Here is a 21,299-nt window from a genome sequence, read left to right as displayed (position 1 = left end):
AAATAGAAGCTTTTCTATAAAAGTAAAGGAGGATAACGAAATGGTAGTAAAGATTACAAATGACAATTTTGAAGAAGAAGTATTAAAGTCAGATAAACCGGTACTTTTGGATTTCTGGGCAGACTGGTGCGGTCCGTGTAAAATGATGTCTCCGGTTGTAGAAGAACTGGCGGATGAATTAGAGGGACAGGTAAAGGTTGGAAAAGTGAATGTGGATGAAGAAGCAGCACTGGCTTTAAAATATCAGATTATGAGCATTCCGACCCTGGTTGTAATGAAAAAAGGTGTTTTTGAGGGAAAGAGCATCGGTGTGCAGGATAAAGACGAAGTATTAAGGCTTTTAGCTTTATGATTGCAGCTGATAAGAAAATCCGGATGGTATATCTTAATATACTGTCCGGATTTTATCATACAATTTTTATAGATGCGTAATAAATGCCTGATTCATATTGCTATAAAAATATATCATTGCATATAAAAAAATATAGAAGTTATTTTTCAGCAAGTTTCTGTTCTAACTGACCGATGATGCGTCCTTTGTCCATCGGGGAAAGTTTATGGAAAAGCTGGAGCAGTAAATGTTCATCCGGGTCGGATGGGAAAGCATGATATTCTGATTCTTCTGCAATCTGAAGGTTGGAAGCCGGCTGGTATTCACCGGTCAGAAGATAGTATACATCAACATCTAAAAATTCACTTATTTTTACAATTTTATCAGAAGAAGGATTTGTACCCTTGGATTTCCAGCTGCTGATAGCAGCGGGAGAGATTCCGGTGTATTCCGATAATTCTTTTTGTGAAAGCTTCTTTTCCCGTAATAATGCAAAGATACGTTGGCTGATTGTCATAGTGTACTCCTTTATCAGGTATTAAATAATATTGTATAGAAAATAAAAAATAAAATAAAATACGCAAATATGAATTGACAAATTCATATTTATGAATTATAATGTAATTTGTGAAATTATTTTCATATTATACATCATTTTTTATATAAACACAAATGATAAAGAAGAAAAGGGGAGACTTTTATGGCAAAGACAAAACGGCAGATTACTCCAATGGGGAAAGAAATAAAGCGCAGGCTGGTAGAACTTGAGATGAGTCAGGAAGAACTTGCAACATCGGTTGGGTGCAGTCCGCAGTATATCAATCATATCATTTATGGAGAACGGTCTGGTGAGAAGTACTTAGAACAGATTTTCCTGATTCTTGGTATGGATGAATATCATGATTAAAAAGATGGAACGATTGCCAGAGGTTTCCATTGTTTATAGAAAATTAATTTGTAACCGGAATCTTATTATGTTAAGATAAGGATACCTTTCCATGAGAGACTTCAGAAAGAAGTCTTTTTTTCTTTACATGAGAATATTTACAGTCTATAAAATATTTGGCTATTCTGCCGGGTATACCCACTTTACAGAATGTATAGGGACAGAAAAAAATATTTTCTAAAAATGCAGTTGACATTTGGAAGAAAGTATACTACTATAATATCAGAAAACGAACATAAGTTCGCATGAAGGAGAATTGACATGGCGAGAGATGTAAAAGATACGAGAAGAGACAGCAGTAAAGAAGATAAATTAAAGGCACTGGATGCTGCTATATCCCAGATTGAGAAACAGTACGGAAAAGGTTCTGTTATGAAACTGGGGGATGAGAGCAACCGGATGAATGTGGAGACTGTTCCGACAGGAGCATTAAGTCTTGATATTGCTTTGGGATTAGGCGGACTTCCTAAGGGAAGAATTATTGAGATATATGGACCGGAGTCCAGTGGTAAGACGACCGTTGCCCTGCATGCAGTCGCTGAGGTACAGAAGCGTGGAGGAATTGCCGGATTTATTGATGCTGAGCATGCATTAGACCCGGCATATGCGAAGAATATCGGAGTAGATATTGATAATCTTTATATTTCACAACCGGATAACGGAGAACAGGCACTTGAGATTACAGAGACTATGGTCAGATCCGGTGCAGTAGATATTGTAATCGTAGACTCTGTTGCAGCACTGGTGCCAAAGGCAGAGATTGATGGTGATATGGGAGATTCCCATGTGGGCTTACAGGCAAGACTAATGTCACAGGCACTTCGTAAGCTGACTGCAGCAATCAACCGTTCTAACTGTATTGTAATCTTTATTAACCAGTTGCGTGAAAAGGTTGGAGTTATGTTTGGTAATCCGGAGACAACAACCGGTGGCCGTGCATTGAAATTCTATTCTTCCGTACGTCTTGATGTACGTCGAATTGAATCCTTAAAACAGGGTGGAGAAATTGTCGGTAACCGTACCCGTATTAAAGTAGTGAAGAATAAAGTGGCACCGCCATTTAAAGAGGCTGAATTTGATATTATGTTCGGAGAAGGAATTTCAAAAGAAGGAGATATCCTTGATCTGGCTTCTGAACTTGGTATTGTAAATAAGTCCGGTGCATGGTATGCATATAATGGAGATAAGATTGGCCAGGGTCGTGAAAATGCCAAGACTTATCTGAAAGAGAATCCTCAGGTCTGCCAGGAAATCGAAGAAAAAGTAAGAGCTCATTATGCAGTGGATAAGAGTGAAGAAGAAACAGAGACTCCAGCTGCAAACGGACCGGAAGTTCTTGATGCAGAGTAATGGACAGAATTGTTTCGGGGATAACAGTATATAAGAAAAACAAATATAAGGTGTGTATGGATGATGGTACACACCTTGTATTATATAAAGGTGAGGTGCGCCGCTACAGATTACAGGAAGGGCAGACCGTAGACGAGGCACTGTATCAGGAACTCTTTTATGAAGTAGTAGGTAAGCGGGTGAAAAAACGGGCACTTGCACTTTTAGAGAAGATGGACCGGACAGAACAGGGGCTTTACCGGAAACTGGCTGAGAGTGAATATCCGGAAGAACTGATTCTTAATGCCATAGAGTATGTGAAGAAATATCATTATATTGATGACATGCGCTATGCAAGAAATTATATCAGTTACCGACAGGGCAGTAAGAGCCGCCGCCGGCTACAGCAGGAACTGATGCAGAAGGGAGTTCCCAAAGAAATTACAGAGCAGGCCTTAGAAGAAATCTATGAAAATAATGATACAGAAAAAATTGCTGAAATATTAAAAAAGAGACATTATAATCCGGAGCAGCCGGATGCAAAGGAAATGCAGAAACAGTATGGATATCTGATGCGGAGAGGATATAAAAGTGAAGACATTTTACGTGTAATGAAATGTCCGGACTACTTGACATAATATTAGAAAAAGTATAAAATTTATTTATTGTTATTTATGACAGATGAATGAATATTTATGTTATATGAACAATGAAAATTGAATAAAGGAGGTGCTCCTGTGCAGGCAGTAATTATAGCTGTTGTAATTACATTTATTGTCACATGTGCTATCACCTGGTTTGTTGCAAATGCATACCAGAAAAAGCAGACTGCTTCAAAGATTGGCAGTGCAGAAGATAAAGCCCGTGAGATAATAGATGAAGCTGTGAAGACCGCTGAGACGAAGAAGAGAGAATCTTTGCTTGAGATTAAAGAAGAGTCGATTCGTACGAAGAACGAATTGGACAAGGAAATCAAGGAAAGAAGAAACGAAATTCAGAGAAACGAGCGCAGAGTGGAACAGAAGGAATCCAATCTGGATAAGAAACTGGAAGCCATTGAGAAGCGCGAAGCAGGTTTTGCAGCAAAAGAAGAAGAGCTGAACAAACAGAAAGCTGAAATTACAAAGCTTCATGAAGAGCGTGTACGGGAACTAGAAAGAATCTCAGGACTTACCTCCGACCAGGCAAAAGAATATCTATTAAAAACTGTTGAAGAAGATGTAAAGCTTGATACTGCAAAATTAATCAAAGAGATGGAGCATCAGGCAAAAGAAGAAGCTGGAAAGAAGGCAAAAGAATATGTGGTTACTGCAATTCAGAAATGTGCTGCAGACCATGTGTCAGAGACAACCATCTCTGTAGTACAGCTTCCGAATGATGAGATGAAGGGAAGAATTATCGGACGTGAAGGAAGAAATATCCGTACGTTAGAAACACTGACTGGTGTAGATTTAATTATCGATGATACACCGGAAGCAGTTATCCTTTCCGGATTTGATCCAATACGAAGAGAAGTTGCTCGTATTGCATTAGAGAAATTGATTGTAGACGGACGAATTCATCCGGCTAGAATTGAAGAAATGGTAGAGAAAGCGCAAAAAGAAGTTGAAACCATGATTCGTGAAGAGGGTGAAGCTGCTACTTTAGAAGTAGGTGTACATGGCATTCATCCGGAACTTGTGAAATTGTTAGGCCGAATGAAATTCAGAACCAGTTATGGTCAGAATGCATTAAAGCATTCTATAGAAGTAGCACAGCTTTGTGGCTTACTTGCGGCTGAAGTTGGTGTAGACGTAAGATTGGCAAAACGTGCAGGACTCCTGCATGATATTGGTAAATCAGTAGACCACGAAGTAGAAGGCTCACATATTCAGATTGGTGTGGATTTATGTAGAAAATACAAAGAATCTCCGCTTATTATCAATGCGGTAGAGGCACACCATGGCGACGTAGAGCCAGAGTCATTGATTGCTTGTCTGGTACAGGCAGCCGATACAATTAGCGCAGCAAGACCAGGTGCAAGACGCGAGACAATGGAAACATATTCCAACAGATTAAAGCAGTTAGAAGATATTACAAATGAATTTAAAGGTGTAGATAAATCTTTTGCAATTCAGGCGGGTAGAGAGATTCGTGTAATGGTAGTTCCTGAACAGATAAGTGATGCTGAAATGGTATTGCTTGCCCGTGATATTTCAAAGCAGATTGAATCTGAATTAGAATATCCAGGTCAGATTAAGGTAAACGTAATTCGTGAATCACGTGTAGTTGATTACGCAAAATAAGCAGGAAATAAGTGTCCGAAGAGTGAAAGCTTTTTGGACACTTATTTTTTTGCAAGAAAAACAAGTAATGAGGAAAAAGCTGTAAGAAAAAAGGAGAATACAATGGAACAGAATCATCAGGAAGAAAAAAGAATCAGAAGAGTTAACAGGGAGTTGAAATATCAGGGCGCAATCGTGGATGTTTATTCAGACACCATTGAGACACCGGATGGAAATATTGCATACTGGGATTATGTGGAACACAGAAAAGGAGCTGCGGCAGTTGTGCCGGTTACACCGGAGGGCAAAATCTTAATGGTACGCCAGTATCGGAATGCATTAGACCGTTATACTATTGAATTGCCGGCAGGATGCAGAGATTCCCTGACAGAGGATACGAAAATAAGTGCCATGCGGGAATTAGAGGAAGAGACGGGCTTTCAGTGCGGTCATATCGAAAAGATGCTTTCTTTAAAGACGACCGTAGCTTTCTGTAATGAGTTTATTGATGTATATCTGGCAACGGATTTAAAACCGGGAAAACAGCATCTTGATCCAGAAGAATTTATTGAAGTAAGGGCATATGACCCGGAAGAATTATTGGAAAAAATTTATGCCGGAATAATCCAGGACAGTAAAACCGTAGCTGGTATCTTGGCATATTGTTACCGTTACCGGAATAATATGAAATAAGAAAATTAAGACAAGTGAATACATGGAAAGAGTATCGGGGATAAGAAGAGAAAAGCATCTTCATCTGTTAGAGGTGTTATTTTTAGGCTGTTTTGTGATTGGCATTATAGCTGCTAATTTGTATGGAAGAAGCCGTCTGCAGCAATATGGCATATTAAATGATTATTTCATACAGCAGTTAAAATATATTACGATAGAAAAACATGATTATTTTATTTATGTACTATCAGCAAGAGTGCCGGTTGTCCTTACATTAATCTTCTTTGGAATGACACCGTGGTACCGGGTTATGAATAGTATATTTCTGATATGGAGCGGCTTTTCTTTTGGTTTCCTGTGCGTGATGGCAATCAGCAATATTGGCGCAGGTGCCATCTGGCTTATGATGATTGCGTTATGCCCACAATTTATTTTCTATGTGTCCGGATACCTGCTGTTATTAAAGTTAGAAGAAAAGTACCAGTGCGGAAAGGAACATGGAAAGCTTGGGGAATGGATCCTTTTGTGGGGGATTATATTATTATTGTTCTTTATCGGATTCTTAACAGAGGCATATCTGAATCCAGGTATGGTGCACTTCGTGTTGAAAAAAATATAAAAAATTTTACGAAATTTTTACAACATATTGTGGGTAGAAAAATAGAAATAAGATACATGTGGTAGATTTATGTAAATCAGCAAAAAACAGGCGAAAATATGAATTGCTTTTCCAAATTAGAATCATTATAATAGGGATTGTACTTGCCTTTTGGAAAAGAATAGAAGGGCATAAGAGAAAAAGAGTTAGGTGGTTACAGTTATGACACAGGAAATAGATGCTTTTATGAAGTATCTTCAGGAAGTAAAGAAAATATCGAAAAATACAGCGGTTTCTTATGAGACGGATTTGCGCAAAATGAAGGAATTTCTGTATTCTGAAGGTGTGCTTTCTGTGGAGGATGTCAGACAGGAACACTTAAAAATATATATGGAAAAGCAGGAGCAGGAAGGAAAGAAACCGGCAACGATTTCCAGAGGACTTGCATCCATGAAAGCCTTTTTTCAGTATCTTATGGTACAGAATTATGTAAACCAAAATGTGACGGATGGATTAAAGGCACCCAAGATAGAGAAGAAAGCTCCGGTTATTCTTTCTATGGAAGAAACCAGCCGGCTTTTAGACCAGCCAAACGGAAATACACCGAAGGAATTAAGGGACCATGCGATGTTAGAATTGCTTTATGCGACGGGAATCCGTGTCTCTGAATTGATTTCTTTGAAGTTAAGCGATATGAATTTGAAACTGGAATATATTACCTGCAAAGATGCTCATAAAGAAAGAATTATTCCTTTTGGAGAAGTAGCAAAAGAGGCTCTGCAGCATTATCTGGAAGAGGGAAGATCATATCTTGTCAGTGAAGAGGGCAGTGAATATCTTTTCACCAACTGTTCCGGCAAAGAAATGAGCCGTCAGGGTTTCTGGAAATTAATTAAAGCCTATGGAAAGAAAGCCGGAATTGAGACAGAAATAACACCGCATATGCTGCGTCATTCTTTTGCAGCTCATCTGGTAAGCAATGGGGCAGATTTGAAAGCGGTTCAGGAAATGTTAGGACATGCAGATATTTCTACCACGCAAATCTATGCACAGATGAAACAGAGCAGAATCCGTGAAGTATATGCCAAGGCACATCCGAGAGGATAAAGAAGAAACTACGGGAAACACGCTTTGCGGGTTTCTTGCTACTTGCATAAATAGAAAAAGGGGGCAGCCATTTTTTAAGAAAATGACTGCCCCCTTTTTCCATTGTCAGGCATTCGTAAGGAGCTGCCGGAGGCAGCTCCTGTAGATGGAATTATTATTTATTCATTTCTGCAATGTCATAGATAAGACGAGCGGAATCTTCCCAGCCTAAGCATGGGTCAGTAATGGATTTACCATAGATGTGTTCGCCGATTTTCTGATTGCCCGGTTCAATGTAGCTTTCAATCATAACACCCTTAATCATCTTGTGAATTTCAGGGGAGAGCTGGCGGTTATGCATCACTTCTTTGACGATACGGATCTGCTCGAAGTATTTTTTATTGGAGTTAGAGTGGTTTGCATCTACGATAGCAGCTGGATTCTTAAGGTCACGTTCATTATACATTTCAATCAGACGCATAATATCTTCGTAGTGGTAGTTCTGTGTGCTGTTACCATGTTTGCTTACAGCACCACGGAGAACAACGTGAGTTAAGTCGTTACCAGGAGTCTCTACTTCATATCCGCGATATACGAAATGATGTGGATGCTGGGCAGCATATACGGAATTGAGCATAACGGAGAAGTCACCACTGGTCGGGTTCTTCATTCCGGATGCAACATCAAACCCACTGACTACAAGACGATGCTGCTGGTCTTCTACAGAACGTGCACCGATAGCAACGTAGGAGAGCAGGTCGTCAATGTAACTCCAGTTTTCCGGATAAAGCATTTCGTCGGCAGGGGTCAGACCACTTTCTTCAATGGTACGGATGTGCAGCTTACGCATTGCAATCAGTCCGGCAACCATATCAGGAGCTTTCTCAGGGTCAGGCTGGGTAGCAATACCTTTATAGCCTTCGCCGGTTGTTCTTGGCTTATTGGTGTAGACACGAGGGATAATAATCAGACGGTCTTTGACATCTTCTGCAATTTTGGTCAGGCGGCTGACGTAGTCGCAGACAGGTTCTTCGCTGTCAGCGGAACAAGGTCCGATGATAACTAAGAAACGGTTATCTTCGCCGGTTAAGACTTTACGAATTGCAGCATCCCGTTCTTTTTTTATCTGTGCCAGTTTCTCCGGAAGCGGATACTCTTTTTTGATTTCTTCCGGACTTGGTAATTGGTTTAAAAAATTAAAACTCATATTTTTAGTCTCCTTTAGTAAAAAAAACTTGCTTTTTTTATATTATAAGATTCGTTTTTAACTGTCAATGATATGATTTAATAATAATTTTATACTTTTTTAATTGACCTATCTTAATCATGGTGCTATTATTGTTTTCACATGTTAATAGTTAACAATGTTAAATAAATAGAAAATATAAAATGTAAAGAAAGGGAGGTGAAAATGATGCAGGGTTGTGGAAATGAAATATTTTCCATATTTAATCGTTTTCATCGTTTGAAAATCTCATCAATTCTGCCGGGGGTCTCATCCGTGGAAATGGGAACCTTAAAGACCATCGAGCATTGCCGCAAAGAAAAAGAGATGGCTACCAAAGAGACAGATGCCAAAGAGCCGGATAGCAAATCGATAGATGCAAAGGTTACGGTATCGGAAGTGGTACGTTATATGCGTGTGGCAGCACCGGCGGTGTCCCGGACACTTCGTTCCCTGGAAGAGAAAAAATATGTTGAACGTATGGTGTGTGAGGGTGACCGGCGGAATGTTTATGTGAGAGTAACTGAGGAAGGAAAAGAGGTTTTAAATGAATGCAACCGGATTTTGAGTGAATTATTAAAGTCGGTTACGGAGAAAATGGGAGAAGAAGATATGAACCGGCTGATTGGCTATCTGAATAAATTAGAGCAGATAGCAGAGCTTGAGATTGAAAAGAGAAGACAGTTGAAACAGCAATTAAAATAGAAATATTTTATAAATAATATAGAAAAGGAAGGAACAGGAAAGATGCGGAAAATATTTAAAAATATGCTCCCGTACTGGCATATCATCGTGGTAATATTTCTCCTCCTTGGAGTGCAGGCTTATTGCGATTTGTCGTTGCCACAATATACATCCGATATCATCGATGTAGGAATCCAGAATAAGGGAATCAAACATATTTTGCCGGAAAAGATGCCGGAGGAAGAATATCAGCTGGCAGAACTTTTTATGACAGATGGTGAAAAGGATACTTTTGAAGCGGTCTATGAAAAAAAAGACGATACTTATGTATGTACTGCGGATAAAGAGACATTAGAAACATTGGATGATGAACTACTGACACCAATCGTACTGACTTACCGTATGGCAAATATGAGTGAAACGGATTTTAAGAATACGATTGCGGAAGCATTGGAGCAGAATCCGCAGAACCAGATTACCAAAGAAAGCCTGGATGAGATGTCCATTGAAGAAATCGGACAGATGATGCAGATGGAACTGACCACATATGAAGCGGAAAATGATGATGGCGAAATGGTAACTTATGTGGATATGCGTCCGATGATGAAGCAGCTGATTGCAAGCGGTGCAATGACGCAGGATGGTATAGCACAGTCCAGAGAATATATGGAAAATATGATAGATTCTGTGGGAAGCAGTACCTTACATGCCATGGGAACAGCATATGCAGCATCCTGTGACGAAAAGGCAGGACTTGATGTGGAGCATATCCAGAAGAATTATCTCTGGTCAGAGGGTGGAAAGATGGCAGCTATGTCATTGCTCATGCTGGCAGTTGCAGTGGTAGTCGGATATCTTGCATCCAGAGTCGGCGCAGGAGTCGGAAGAGACTTAAGAGAGAAAATTTTTGGTAAGGTAGTAGGCTTTTCTAATACTGAGATGGATAAATTCTCTACCGCTTCCTTAATTACAAGAAGCACCAATGATATTCAGCAGATTCAGTTTGTAACAGCAATTATGCTTCGAATGCTTTTATATGCACCAATCATCGGAATTGGTGGAATTTATAAAGTATTAAAGACCGGAGCACATATGGAATGGATTATCGTAATGGCAGTACTGGTAATTTCCGGACTGGTTATGGTGTTGATGTCCATTACACTTCCGAAGTTCAAAATAATGCAGAAGTTAGTGGATGCCCTGAACTTAGTATCCAGAGAGATTCTTACGGGACTTTCCGTAATCCGCGCTTTTGGAAGAGAAAAAAAGGAAGAAGAGCGGTTTGATGAAGCAAACCGGAATCTTACCAGAACACAGTTATTTACCAACCGTGTCATGACTTTTATGATGCCGGGCATGATGTTTATTATGTATGGAGTAACCATACTGATTGTCTGGGTATCGGCACATCGTATTGATGCCGGACAGCTTCAGGTAGGAGCAATGACCGCATTTATTACTTATACCATGCAGATTGTTATGGCATTCCTGATGCTTACCATGATGTCTATTATGCTGCCGCGTGCCGGTGTTGCAGCAGACCGGATTGATGAAGTTATTACTACAAATTCTTCTATTATAGAAAAGGCAGAAAAAGAAACAATTGAAAAACATACCGGAAAAGTGGAATTCCATCATGTAAACTTCCGTTATCCGGGTGCAGATGAAGATGTATTGGAAGATATTGATTTTACAGCAGAACCGGGAAAGACAACAGCGATTATCGGAAGTACCGGCTGTGGAAAGTCAACGCTGGTTAATCTGATTCCGAGATTCTATGATGTAACAGCCGGTAAGATTACCTTAGATGGTGTGGATATCCGGAATTTAAGCTTAGCTGAATTAAGAGACGAAATCGGATTCGTACCACAGAAGGGAATTCTGTTTTCAGGAACCATTGCATCCAATCTGAAATTTGGCAGACCGGAAGCTACGGAAGCAGAAATGACAGAGGCTGCAGAGATTGCACAGGCAACAGAATTTATTAATGAAAAGCCGGAAAAATATGACAGCGGGATTGCACAGGGTGGAACGAATGTTTCCGGTGGACAGAAACAGAGATTATCCATCGCCAGAGCAATCGCAAAGAATCCGAATGTTTATATCTTTGATGACAGTTTCTCTGCACTTGATATGAAGACCGATGCGGCACTGCGTAAAGCATTGGAGTCAAAAACAAAAGAAAGCAGTGTAATTATCGTGGCACAGCGAATCAGTACCATTTTACATGCCGACCAGATTCTTGTATTGGATGAAGGTAAGATTGTCGGAAAAGGTACTCATGAAGAATTATTACGGGATTGTGAAGTATATCAGCAGATTGCACAGTCACAGTTATCCGCAAAGGAATTGGGATTAGAAGAGGGAAAGGAGGAAAAATAACATGAGTAATGAGCAAAGTTATCGTGCACCACGTCGTAGAGGTCCGGGAGGACCAATGGGCGGTGGAATGATGCCGGGTGAAAAAGCAAAAGATTTTAAGGGCTCTTTCCGGAAACTTCTTTCTTATATTGGAAAATATAAAATTGGAATTGTTGCAGTTATGATACTTGCAATCTGTTCTACCGTATTTTCTGTATTAGGACCAAAGGTAATGGGTAAAGCTACTACTGCATTGGCAGACGGTCTGATGAATAAAGTAGCAGGAACCGGCGGAATTGATTTTACACTGATTGGAAAGATATTATTATTTACTCTTGGCTTATATATTATCAGTGCGGTATTCAGCTTTTTTCAGGGGTTTATTATGACTGGAATCACACAGAAAATCTGCTATCGTATGCGTAAAGAGATTTCTGAAAAAATCAACCGTATGCCGATGAAATATTTTGAAAGCAGAACTTATGGAGAAGTTCTTTCCCGTATTACCAATGATGTGGATACTTTGGGACAGAGCTTAAACCAGAGTGTGACACAGATTATTACCAGCGTGGCAACCATTATCGGAGTGCTTGTGATGATGCTTTCCATTTCACCACTGATGACACTGATTGCATTAGTAATTCTTCCGATTTCAGCGTTGATGGTTTCGGCAATTGCAAAATTTTCACAGAAATATTTCCGTACCCAGCAGGAGTACTTGGGACATATTAATGGACAGGTGGAAGAGACTTATTCCGGACATTTAGTTATCCAGGCATTTAATAAAGAAAAGGAAACCATAAAGCGGTTTAATGATACAAACCATGTATTATATGAATCTGCATGGAAGTCCCAGTTTTTATCCGGAATGATGCAGCCGGTTATGGTATTTGTCGGTAACCTTGGCTATGCAGGGGTGGCAATTTCTGGTGGAATGCTTGCAATTAACGGAACAATCGGAATTGGTGATATTCAGGCATTTATCCAGTATGTAAAGAGCTTCACCCAGCCAATCCAGCAGATTGCACAGGTCATTAACCAGGTACAGTCCATGACCGCAGCTTCGGAACGTGTTTTTGAATTCTTAGGTGAAGAGGAAGAAGACCAGACCACAGAAAATGCAGTGGAATTAAAGGATGTTCGCGGAGAAGTAGAATTCTCCCATGTGCATTTCGGATACAATCCGGATCAGATTATCATTAATGATTTCTCAGCAAAGGTAGAACCGGGACAGAAGATTGCCATTGTAGGACCAACCGGAGCCGGTAAGACTACCATGGTGAAGCTGCTGATGCGTTTTTATGATGTCAACAGTGGAAGCATCAGATTAGATGGTAACGATATCAGAAACTATAACCGCCGGGAGCTAAGAGATGCCTTCGGCATGGTACTTCAGGATACCTGGTTATTTAAAGGTACTATTATGGAAAATATCCGTTACGGAAGACTGGATGCCACGGACGAAGAAGTTATTGCAGCAGCAAAAGCAGCCCATGCCCATCATTTCATCCAGACACTGCCGGGTGGTTATAATATGGAATTAAATGAGGACGCCAGCAATGTATCCCAGGGACAGAAACAGTTACTTACCATAGCCCGTGCCATTTTAGCAGACAACCGGGTATTGATTTTAGATGAAGCAACTTCTTCTGTTGATACCAGAACAGAGCACAGAATCCAGAAGGCTATGGATAACCTGATGAAAGGAAGAACAAGTTTTATTATTGCCCATCGTCTGTCTACCATTCGTGATGCTGATCTGATTCTTGTTATGAAAGATGGTGATATTATTGAACAGGGAAATCATGAAGAACTGTTACAGAAGAATGGTTTCTATGCACAGCTTTATAATTCCCAGTTTGAAGAAGCTTCTTAAATAAAACCTTTGATTTTTTTATATAGATGTGTTAGTATAAATAAGCTGCAACCGTAGTCTAATGGATAGAACGTCAGACTCCGACTCTGATAATGCGGGTTCGATTCCCGCCGGGTGCATTTTATAATTTATATTAACACATTTTTTTGCGGGATTTATGTCCCGCAAAACTTATAAGAAACGTTTTTCATTATTTACACGGGCAGCTCACAAAGCATGCTTTTTTTGGGGGGTCACGGGTAAGGTTAGGAGGACAGATATGAAAGCGTCAGAAATCAAAGAAAAAATGAGTAAGATATCAAAGAATGATATAAGTAGTTTCTTTCAGAAGAACTGGAAATATTTTACTGCAGTAATATTATTTGTTGTATTGGCAGTAGTAATGATAAAATTCAGCAGTGGAAATAAAGATAAAGATAATGGACTTTCTACGGAACAGAGTACCGAATCAGAGAGCTTTCAGGTAGATGCCGTTCCGGAAATCAATACCCTGATGCAGAATTATTACAATGCATATGCGGCAGGTGATCTGGCAACATTACAGACCTATGCAACACCTGTTTCCGAGAATGAACAGAGCCTGATTACCATGATGTCACAGTATGCAGAGAGTTATCAGAATATCAAATGTTATACCAAGTCAGGATTAGAAGCAGATTCTTATCTTGTCTGTGTAACGCTGGATTTGAAATTCGCAGGAGTAGATACTACAGCACCTGGTATGGAGTTCTTCTATGTAAAGAAGAATGAGCAGGGAGCACTTTATATTGATAACTTATACAGCAGCTTTAACCGTCATTATAAAGAACAGCCGACCGATAATAATGTGGAAAACTTAATCAGTAGTTTTGAAACACAGGAAGATGTCATTGCATTACAGGCAGAAGTACAGGCAAATTATGAAAAAGCAATTGCTTCAGATGAAAATCTTTCTAATATGGTAACGGTTACAATTGCTGATGCATATAATGCATGGGCAACAGCAATCGCACAGGCACAGCAGCAGCCGGCAACGGAAGAACCGGCAACAGAGGAGACACCGGCGGAACCAGAGGCACCGGTGGAACCAGAGGCACCGGTGGAACCAGAGACACCAGCTGAGCCGGAAGTGACAACGGAGACGGTATATACACTGGATAAAGTAAATGTCAGACAGGAACCAAATGAGTCCGGAGCATTGCTTGGAACAGTTGAAAAGGGAACTGCACTGACAAGAACTGGTACGACAGAAGATGGATGGAGCAGCATTGATTACAATGGTACACCGGCATATGTAAAGAGTGACTATGTTTCAACAGAAGCACCGGCACAGGAGCCGTCGGCAGACACCAGCGGAATCGCAGCGGGCACTAAGATTACATTAACCAATACGGTTAATATCCGTTCCTCTATGAGTGAGACCGCATCCAAGGTTGGAGTTGCTTATGCAGGAGATTCTGTTACTGTTCAGATGAGCTATGCAGAAGGGTGGACAAAAGTTACCTGGAAAGATAAAGAAGGATATGTTAAGACAGAGTTCTTAAAATAATAAATAGATGGAGGTCTTAGGACCTCCGTTATTTTTACTTTGCAGGAAATTGCCTTCCTGTAAAGTAAAAAACGCTCCGCGAGGATGCACCAAGACACATTCTTTGTTCCGCGGGCAGCGAGAAAATTTACACAGGGTGAAAATATCGATGGAAGAAAACGGAGTCAGAATCAATAAATTTTTAAGTGAAGCAGGATATTGTTCCAGGAGAGAAGCGGACCGTCTGATTGAGCAGGGACGCATTACGGTAGATGGAAAAGTTCTTTCTGTTGGCTGTAAGGTGATGCCGGGACAGCGAGTGCGCGTAGATGGAAAAGAAATAAAAAAAGAAGAGGAAATGATTCTTCTTGCATTTAATAAGCCGGTGGGCATTGTCTGCACTGCTGCAAAAGACGAAAAAGACAATATTGTTGATTATATTCATTATCCGAAACGTATTTATCCGGTAGGAAGACTGGATAAAGATTCCCAGGGACTTATATTATTGACAAATAATGGGGATATTGTAAATAAGATGATGCGTGCCGGGAATATGCATGAAAAGGAATATGAAGTTACCGTAAATCATGACATAACGGAGGCATTTTTAAAGAAAATGTCCGGGGGAGTTCCGCTGGAAGAGCTTGGTGTGGTTACAAGACCATGCGCAGTAGAAAAACTGGATGTGCGTAAATTCCGAATCATATTAACCCAGGGGTATAACCGGCAGATCCGCCGGATGTGTGAGTATTGCGGATATAAAGTAGTAAAATTAAAGAGAGTACGCATTATGAATATAGAACTGGGCAGTCTCAAAAAAGGAAAGTACCGCAGAGTAACGGCGGAAGAGTGGACTGAGCTGAACCGGCGCATTTTAAATTCCAGCAATACAACAGTAATGCCAAAATAGATTGAGGGTAAGGAGCATATCCATGGATGAGAAGAAGAGAATCGAGGAACTGGTAAAAACGTTAAATGAGGCGTCCGAAGCATATTACAATGGACAGGATGAAATTATGTCAAACTATGAATGGGATGGCATGTTTGACGAACTGACCCGGTTAGAAGAAAAAACAGGATATATTCTGCCGGAAAGTCCGACACAGAATGCCGGATTTGAGGAAAGCAATGGTGAACGGGAAGCGCATGAATATCCGGCACTTTCCCTTGCCAAGACGAAACGGATTTCTGATTTACAGGTGTGGGCGGGAGAAAGACCAGTCTGGTTATCCTGGAAACTGGATGGATTAACATTGGTAGTAACTTATGATAACGGAAAACTTATTAAGATTTTAACAAGAGGAAATGGAACCGTCGGCAGCAATATCACATTTATGAAGGATGCCATTGAAGGGATTCCAAAGACTGTAAAATATAAGGGACATCTGGTAGTCCGTGGCGAAGCGGCTATTACCTATACAGATTTTGAATTAATCAATGATACCATTGAAGATGATGATGAAAAATATGCCAACCCGAGAAATCTTGCATCCGGAACTTTAGGTCTGGATAAGAGCAATCTTGATAAAGTAAAGGAGCGCCATATTCATTTTTATGCATTTACACTGGTGCATCTGGATGAAACAATGTCATCCTGGGGAGAACGGATGGATTATCTTGAGAAGCTTGGATTTACGACAGTAGCACATGAATTGACCGATGCGAAAGGGTTGGAGGAAGTTGTAGAACGCTGGACAAAGAAGGTAGAAGATGGTGAAATGGATATTCCGGTAGATGGACTGGTTATCTGTTATGAAGATAATGATTATGCCCAGACCGGTAATGTTACCGGACATCATGCGTCAAGAGCCGGTTATGCGTTTAAATGGCAGGATGTCTCTGCGGAGACCACATTAAAATATGTAGAGTGGTCCTGTGCGGCATCTACCATTTCTCCGGTAGCAGTATTTGAGCCGGTTGCACTGGAGGGAACCACCGTAAGCCGAGCCTCCCTTTGTAATATCAGTGAAATGGAACGTCTTGGAATCGGAGAAGATGGGAAGACCACACTTGATATTATTAAAGCAAATAAGATTATTCCAAAATGTATCGGCGTCAAGAAAAAGGAAGGAACTTTTACGATTCCGGAATTCTGTCCGGTATGCCATGCCAGAACGGAAATCAGAATCAGTGAACACAGCGGAACAAAGACTTTACATTGTACGAATCCGGACTGTACCGCAAAGCATGTAAAAAAATTCAGCCGCTTTGTCAGCAAGCCTGGCATGGACATTGACGGATTGTCCATACAGACCATGCTAAAGTTTATGAACTTAGGATATATCCATTATTTTGAAGATATTTATACTCTTAAAAATCATGCGGATGAAATCCGCTCTTTAGACGGATTTGGCGAGAAATCCTGTAACAATATGCTGCAGGCAATTGAAAAGAGCAAAAACGTTGATCCGGTACATTTTATTTATGCACTATGCATTCCGCAGATTGGCACCGATGCAGGAAAGAAAATGATTGCTGCCCTTGGCACAGGAGGTTTCTTTCAGAAACTGCATGCAGGGGAAGGATTTGAGGATATTGACGGAATCGGACCGGAGCGTTCGACTTCCATGCTGGACTGGTACAGACAGAATCAAAACCGTCATACGGTAGCTGCATTAGAAGAAATATTAAACATTGCGGAAGTAGAGCCGAAGGTGACAGAGGGAGGAACCTGTGAAGGACTTACCTTTGTCATTACCGGTGATGTCCATCAGTTTAAAAACCGTACCGAATTTAAAGAGTATGTGGAGAGCCAGAACGGCTCTGTTACCGGCAGTGTTTCTAAGAAAACAGATTATCTTGTGAATAATGATATTGAATCCACATCATCAAAGAATCAGAAAGCAAAGAGTCTTGGCATTCCGATTATTTCTGAAGATATGTTTGTGGAACGTTTCGGAAAGTGAATTGCATATTGAAGTATTCGTAAAATTAAGGTATTATGAAATGAGATATGTGTATATGATGAAAAGAGGTTAGATAATATGCCGATTAAGATAATGAGCGATTTACCGTCCAGAGAGATTCTGGAAAGGGAAAATGTGTTTGTTATGGATGAGGGAAGAGCAGAACATCAGGATATCCGCCCAATCCGGATTGGAATACTGAATCTGATGCCATTAAAAGAAGAAACGGAACTGCAGTTGCTGCGTTCACTTGCAAATACACCATTACAGGTTGATGTTACCTTTTTAACGGTATCATCCCATGAATCAAAGAATACATCCATGAGTCATCTGAATCATTTTTATCAGACAATGGATGAAATCTGGGATGAGAATCTGGACGGACTGATTATAACCGGTGCACCGGTAGAAACCATGGAATACGAAGAGGTGGATTACTGGAAGGAAGTCTGTGATATTATGGAGTGGTCTAAGACCCACGTAACATCAACCCTGCATTTATGCTGGGGTGCACAGGCTGCTCTCTATTATCACTATGGTATCCCAAAATATATGCTGGATGAGAAAATGTTTGGAATTTTCGAACATCAGGTAAAGAACCGCAAAGTACCACTGGTAAGGGGATTTGATGACCGCTTTATGGCACCGCATTCGAGACATTCCGGAATCCGTAAAGAGGATATTGAGAAGGTAAAGGATATTACCATTCTTGCAGAATCAGAAAAAGCAGGTGTATTTCTGGCAATTGCCAATGAGGGACGCAAAATTTTTGTGATGGGACATCCGGAATATGACCGTTATACATTGGATGAGGAATATAAGCGTGATCTGCAGAAAGGGATGGATATTGCCATGCCGGAGAATTATTATCCGGACAATGATATCAATGCAAAACCATTACTGCAGTGGCGTTCACACGGTAATATGTTATATGCAAACTGGCTGAATTATTATGTGTATCAGCAGACACCATATGATTATATCAATACCAGAAAAATTGTGGGAAAATAAGCAGATTTCTTTTTGGAAAAAGGCTTAAGAAAATACAGGGGGCACAATGAAAACGGAGAAAAAAGGTGTAGAGGGACAACTTGATATTTTCGAAGCAATGAATCGTGCAGCAGATGCCATAGACCGGATGGTGGAAGAAGACCAGAAGAAAAAGAAGGCATCCGGAAATAAAACGGAATCCGGAGAGAAGTCTGCAAAAGCTGTAACCGGGCAGAAGAAAAACAAAGAGGATAAAATCATCCGTGGCTGTGATATGCATGCATCCATGCAGAAGACATTTCTAAACCCCGAAGACGGCGATTTTGCCATGATTGCTTATATTGACTACAACAAGGTTTATATCAGGGAATGGAATTCCCCGGCAGCGTTATATACTTTCGAAGAGTCAAAGAAGGCTGTGGATTTTTATATCGACAAACTGACGAAGATAAAGGCGGCAGGAATGGCAGAAGAAACAACAGAGCAGGAACCGTTCAGTGATGTAAAATATCTTTCAGATAATATTTATGCAGAGTGTGAGGGATAAGAATGGAGCATTTAGTATACTACGATATTGCGGCTGCATTTGTTCTTCTGACTGCATTAGTTGCTTATCATTTAAGAAAATACAGTGACAATTTTCAAAGCAGGGTATACCGCGTAATGTTGTATGCTCTGCTTGTTGTATCTACCAGCGACTTTTTACTGTTCTGGGAGGGAATTACTTTTGGAAAAACAGGAACTACAGTCCTGCTCTATATCTGTATTTTAGGACAGGTTGTGGCAGCGGCAGCATATCTTTTGTATATTCTGTGCCTGACAGGAAGAGTGGAACGCTTTATCCGGAAGGAAAAGGGATGGTTGTTTGTACCGGCCTGGATTGTAATTGCATTGCTGGTAGTACAGTTATTTATACCATATCTTTTTAAAGTGGGAATGGATGGCAGCTATCAGAGACAGAATGGAATTATGTTATTCTACCTTTGTATGATTTGTTTTTATCTGATGGGGGAAGTGTTTCTGGTTCGTTTCCGGAAAAGGCTCAGCTTTGAATTATTATTCTCTACGACTGTATTTGCAGTTGTAAGTGTATTTACACTGGTGCTTCATATTGCATTTCCGGGTTTCCGGTTTCAGTTTTTTGGAATGGCAATGTGTGTACTTTTATATCTGATTTCTTCGGAAAGACCACAGGAATATACGGTGCCGGAGCTTGAAATTATGAACCGGAGGGCATTTTTAAAAGAGTCAGAGGAACGCCTGTTAGGAAGTGAGCGTTTTCCGATGCTTGTCATTAAAGTGCATAATTTAAAGGTGATGCGGCAGACATTGGGAAATGATTCCGTCAATGAATTCCTGAAGGAAATGGCGGCATTTTTTCGTAAGCTTATCGACAATTCACGTATTTACCAGTTTTCACAGAGCGTATATGTGCTGGCGTTAGACCGGAAGAAGAAGGATATTGATTCTTCCTTACTGATCCGGCAGATTCTGAACCGGTTTGAACAGCCATGGCATTCCGGCAGTGTAGAGACAAAATTCCGGATTCATATCAGCAGTATTGTGTGTCCGCGTGATACGAATAATCTGAATGGATTAATTGACTATATCCAGTATATGCGTTCAATATCATCTGAAAATGGAAATGTAGTATTAAAGACTGCTGAGATGGATATTGACCGGCCAAAGAGGGAACTTCGTATCCGGAAACTTTTGAATGATGCAGTAGACCATAAAGGTTTCGAAGTCTTTTACCAGCCGATTTATTCGGTGACAGAAAACAGAATCGTATCTGCGGAAGCACTGGTCCGGCTGAAAGATCAGAGTATGGGCTACATTTCTCCGGAAGAATTTATTCCAATTGCAGAAAAGAGCGGAATGATTATGCAGATTGGAGAATTTGTATTTGAGACAGTCTGTCGTTTTATCCGGGAAAAGCAGCTTACAGACTATGGCTTACAGTATATAGAAATAAATCTGTCTGTGGTGCAGTGTATGCAGGAAAATCTTGCCGAGAGGTTGACGGAAATAATGAAGAAGTATCATGTAGCACCAGCCCAGATCAATCTTGAGATTACTGAGACAGCGGCAGCCCATAGTGATATGTTGGAAAACAATATCAAGATACTGCATAAGCAGGGCATTGAGTTTTCTTTGGATGATTATGGCTCAGGATATTCCAATACGGATTATCTGTTCCGGTTTCCATTCCGTATCGTAAAAATTGATAAAACCATTCTGTGGGAAGCATTTAAAAATGAAAAGGCAATGATTGCATTGCGTAATACTATCCGCATGATTAAAGAACTTGGGCTTGAGATTGTGGTAGAAGGAGTAGAAAATCAGGAATATGTAGATTATCTGACAGAACAGCACTGTGATTATCTACAGGGATATTTTTATTCCAAGCCGATTCCGGACAGAGATTTCTTAGAACTTTTACGCAGGGAAAATGTACAATATTATGCGGAAAGGTTTTCAAAAAATGAATTATCTGATATAATAACCACATAATATTTTTGTA

19 protein-coding genes and 1 tRNA gene are annotated in these 21,299 nt (G+C 40.3%); 18 read left to right on the top strand and 2 right to left on the bottom strand.

Annotated elements, in window-relative coordinates:
- Positions 1 to 40: 40 nt before the first annotated feature.
- Positions 41 to 352, top strand: coding sequence for a thioredoxin (gene trxA, locus DWX96_RS09800; protein ID WP_022243252.1), 312 nt, complete (start codon positions 41 to 43; stop codon positions 350 to 352).
- Positions 353 to 491: 139 nt separating this feature from the next.
- On the opposite strand, the gene DWX96_RS09795 is transcribed toward trxA, so the two are convergent.
- On the bottom strand, positions 492 to 848 hold the full coding sequence (locus DWX96_RS09795) for a helix-turn-helix domain-containing protein (RefSeq protein WP_022243251.1): 357 nt from the start codon (positions 846 to 848) through the stop codon (positions 492 to 494).
- A 183-nt stretch (positions 849 to 1,031) separates the two neighbouring features.
- Here DWX96_RS09795 and DWX96_RS09790 point away from each other — a divergent pair, with 183 nt between their 5' ends.
- The 7 genes from DWX96_RS09790 to xerD all read left to right on the top strand — a co-directional run bounded on the left by DWX96_RS09790 (position 1,032) and on the right by xerD (position 7,247).
- Positions 1,032 to 1,238 (top strand): helix-turn-helix transcriptional regulator, encoded by a 207-nt coding sequence (locus DWX96_RS09790; RefSeq protein ID WP_022243250.1) that lies wholly within the window; start codon positions 1,032 to 1,034, stop codon positions 1,236 to 1,238.
- A 300-nt stretch (positions 1,239 to 1,538) separates the two neighbouring features.
- Positions 1,539 to 2,627: a recombinase RecA gene (gene recA / locus DWX96_RS09785; protein WP_022243249.1), complete on the top strand. Its 1,089-nt coding sequence runs from the start codon at positions 1,539 to 1,541 to the stop codon at positions 2,625 to 2,627.
- Positions 2,627 to 3,244 (top strand): regulatory protein RecX, encoded by a 618-nt coding sequence (locus DWX96_RS09780; RefSeq protein ID WP_118057376.1) that lies wholly within the window; start codon positions 2,627 to 2,629, stop codon positions 3,242 to 3,244. Before recA ends, DWX96_RS09780 begins: the two co-directional genes overlap by 1 nt.
- Before the next feature lie 126 nt (positions 3,245 to 3,370).
- Entirely contained in the window at positions 3,371 to 4,891 is a 1,521-nt protein-coding gene (gene rny / locus DWX96_RS09775) for a ribonuclease Y (RefSeq protein WP_416390266.1), read from the top strand.
- A gap of 102 nt (positions 4,892 to 4,993) precedes the next feature.
- Positions 4,994 to 5,563 carry an NUDIX hydrolase gene (locus DWX96_RS09770; protein ID WP_118057420.1) on the top strand — a complete coding sequence of 190 codons (570 nt, stop codon included), beginning with the start codon at positions 4,994 to 4,996 and terminating at the stop codon, positions 5,561 to 5,563.
- A gap of 22 nt (positions 5,564 to 5,585) precedes the next feature.
- A complete protein-coding gene (locus tag DWX96_RS09765; protein ID WP_118057375.1) occupies positions 5,586 to 6,161 on the top strand; it encodes a stage II sporulation protein M in 576 nt (191 codons plus the stop codon).
- Positions 6,162 to 6,362: 201 nt separating this feature from the next.
- Entirely contained in the window at positions 6,363 to 7,247 is an 885-nt protein-coding gene (gene xerD / locus DWX96_RS09760; RefSeq protein WP_118057374.1) for a site-specific tyrosine recombinase XerD, read from the top strand.
- A gap of 154 nt (positions 7,248 to 7,401) precedes the next feature.
- Here the strand turns inward: xerD and DWX96_RS09755 are convergent, their stop codons facing one another.
- On the bottom strand, positions 7,402 to 8,433 hold the full coding sequence (locus tag DWX96_RS09755) for a 3-deoxy-7-phosphoheptulonate synthase (RefSeq protein WP_022243243.1): 1,032 nt from the start codon (positions 8,431 to 8,433) through the stop codon (positions 7,402 to 7,404).
- Between the two features lie 204 nt (positions 8,434 to 8,637).
- Between DWX96_RS09755 and DWX96_RS09750 the strand changes: the two genes are divergently transcribed.
- The 10 genes from DWX96_RS09750 to DWX96_RS09705 all read left to right on the top strand — a co-directional run bounded on the left by DWX96_RS09750 (position 8,638) and on the right by DWX96_RS09705 (position 21,289).
- Positions 8,638 to 9,156 carry a MarR family winged helix-turn-helix transcriptional regulator gene (locus tag DWX96_RS09750; RefSeq protein ID WP_117947078.1) on the top strand — a complete coding sequence of 173 codons (519 nt, stop codon included), beginning with the start codon at positions 8,638 to 8,640 and terminating at the stop codon, positions 9,154 to 9,156.
- Between the two features lie 42 nt (positions 9,157 to 9,198).
- On the top strand, positions 9,199 to 11,517 hold the full coding sequence (locus tag DWX96_RS09745; protein ID WP_118057373.1) for an ABC transporter ATP-binding protein: 2,319 nt from the start codon (positions 9,199 to 9,201) through the stop codon (positions 11,515 to 11,517).
- A 1-nt stretch (position 11,518) separates the two neighbouring features.
- On the top strand, positions 11,519 to 13,372 hold the full coding sequence (locus DWX96_RS09740) for an ABC transporter ATP-binding protein (protein ID WP_118057372.1): 1,854 nt from the start codon (positions 11,519 to 11,521) through the stop codon (positions 13,370 to 13,372).
- 47 nt (positions 13,373 to 13,419) lie between these two features.
- Positions 13,420 to 13,491: transfer RNA gene (locus DWX96_RS09735), tRNA-Arg, on the top strand.
- Between the two features lie 140 nt (positions 13,492 to 13,631).
- Positions 13,632 to 14,900, top strand: coding sequence for an SH3 domain-containing protein (locus DWX96_RS09730; RefSeq protein ID WP_118057371.1), 1,269 nt, complete (start codon positions 13,632 to 13,634; stop codon positions 14,898 to 14,900).
- Between the two features lie 148 nt (positions 14,901 to 15,048).
- The gene (locus tag DWX96_RS09725) at positions 15,049 to 15,789 is read left to right on the top strand and encodes a pseudouridine synthase (RefSeq protein WP_118057370.1); all 741 of its coding nucleotides are present in this window, start codon (positions 15,049 to 15,051) and stop codon (positions 15,787 to 15,789) included.
- A gap of 22 nt (positions 15,790 to 15,811) precedes the next feature.
- Positions 15,812 to 17,785, top strand: coding sequence for an NAD-dependent DNA ligase LigA (gene ligA, locus DWX96_RS09720; RefSeq protein WP_118057369.1), 1,974 nt, complete (start codon positions 15,812 to 15,814; stop codon positions 17,783 to 17,785).
- A 78-nt stretch (positions 17,786 to 17,863) separates the two neighbouring features.
- Entirely contained in the window at positions 17,864 to 18,796 is a 933-nt protein-coding gene (metA, locus tag DWX96_RS09715) for a homoserine O-acetyltransferase MetA (protein WP_022243236.1), read from the top strand.
- 46 nt (positions 18,797 to 18,842) lie between these two features.
- The gene (locus DWX96_RS09710) at positions 18,843 to 19,322 is read left to right on the top strand and encodes a hypothetical protein (protein WP_117698585.1); all 480 of its coding nucleotides are present in this window, start codon (positions 18,843 to 18,845) and stop codon (positions 19,320 to 19,322) included.
- A gap of 2 nt (positions 19,323 to 19,324) precedes the next feature.
- Positions 19,325 to 21,289: an EAL domain-containing protein gene (locus DWX96_RS09705; RefSeq protein WP_118057368.1), complete on the top strand. Its 1,965-nt coding sequence runs from the start codon at positions 19,325 to 19,327 to the stop codon at positions 21,287 to 21,289.
- The last annotated feature ends 10 nt before the right edge of the window (positions 21,290 to 21,299 follow it).

The organism is Roseburia sp. AF22-2LB (assembly GCF_003461125.1).
Taxonomy (GTDB): Bacteria; Bacillota; Clostridia; order Lachnospirales; family Lachnospiraceae; genus Roseburia_C; species Roseburia_C amylophila.
This window is presented reverse-complemented; position numbering and strand designations above follow the sequence as displayed.

Bases quoted from the DNA above. Each gene is read 5' to 3' on its own strand.
- trxA (WP_022243252.1), top strand. From the start codon at position 41: ATGGTAGTAAAGATTACAAATGACAATTTTGAAGAAGAAGTATTAAAG.
- DWX96_RS09795 (WP_022243251.1), bottom strand. From the start codon at position 848: ATGACAATCAGCCAACGTATCTTTGCATTATTACGGGAAAAGAAGCTT.
- DWX96_RS09790 (WP_022243250.1), top strand. From the start codon at position 1,032: ATGGCAAAGACAAAACGGCAGATTACTCCAATGGGGAAAGAAATAAAG.
- recA (WP_022243249.1), top strand. From the start codon at position 1,539: ATGGCGAGAGATGTAAAAGATACGAGAAGAGACAGCAGTAAAGAAGAT.
- DWX96_RS09780 (WP_118057376.1), top strand. From the start codon at position 2,627: ATGGACAGAATTGTTTCGGGGATAACAGTATATAAGAAAAACAAATAT.
- DWX96_RS09770 (WP_118057420.1), top strand. From the start codon at position 4,994: ATGGAACAGAATCATCAGGAAGAAAAAAGAATCAGAAGAGTTAACAGG.
- DWX96_RS09765 (WP_118057375.1), top strand. From the start codon at position 5,586: ATGGAAAGAGTATCGGGGATAAGAAGAGAAAAGCATCTTCATCTGTTA.
- xerD (WP_118057374.1), top strand. From the start codon at position 6,363: ATGACACAGGAAATAGATGCTTTTATGAAGTATCTTCAGGAAGTAAAG.
- DWX96_RS09755 (WP_022243243.1), bottom strand. From the start codon at position 8,433: ATGAGTTTTAATTTTTTAAACCAATTACCAAGTCCGGAAGAAATCAAA.
- DWX96_RS09750 (WP_117947078.1), top strand. From the start codon at position 8,638: ATGATGCAGGGTTGTGGAAATGAAATATTTTCCATATTTAATCGTTTT.
- DWX96_RS09745 (WP_118057373.1), top strand. From the start codon at position 9,199: ATGCGGAAAATATTTAAAAATATGCTCCCGTACTGGCATATCATCGTG.
- DWX96_RS09740 (WP_118057372.1), top strand. From the start codon at position 11,519: ATGAGTAATGAGCAAAGTTATCGTGCACCACGTCGTAGAGGTCCGGGA.
- DWX96_RS09730 (WP_118057371.1), top strand. From the start codon at position 13,632: ATGAAAGCGTCAGAAATCAAAGAAAAAATGAGTAAGATATCAAAGAAT.
- DWX96_RS09725 (WP_118057370.1), top strand. From the start codon at position 15,049: ATGGAAGAAAACGGAGTCAGAATCAATAAATTTTTAAGTGAAGCAGGA.
- ligA (WP_118057369.1), top strand. From the start codon at position 15,812: ATGGATGAGAAGAAGAGAATCGAGGAACTGGTAAAAACGTTAAATGAG.
- metA (WP_022243236.1), top strand. From the start codon at position 17,864: ATGCCGATTAAGATAATGAGCGATTTACCGTCCAGAGAGATTCTGGAA.
- DWX96_RS09710 (WP_117698585.1), top strand. From the start codon at position 18,843: ATGAAAACGGAGAAAAAAGGTGTAGAGGGACAACTTGATATTTTCGAA.
- DWX96_RS09705 (WP_118057368.1), top strand. From the start codon at position 19,325: ATGGAGCATTTAGTATACTACGATATTGCGGCTGCATTTGTTCTTCTG.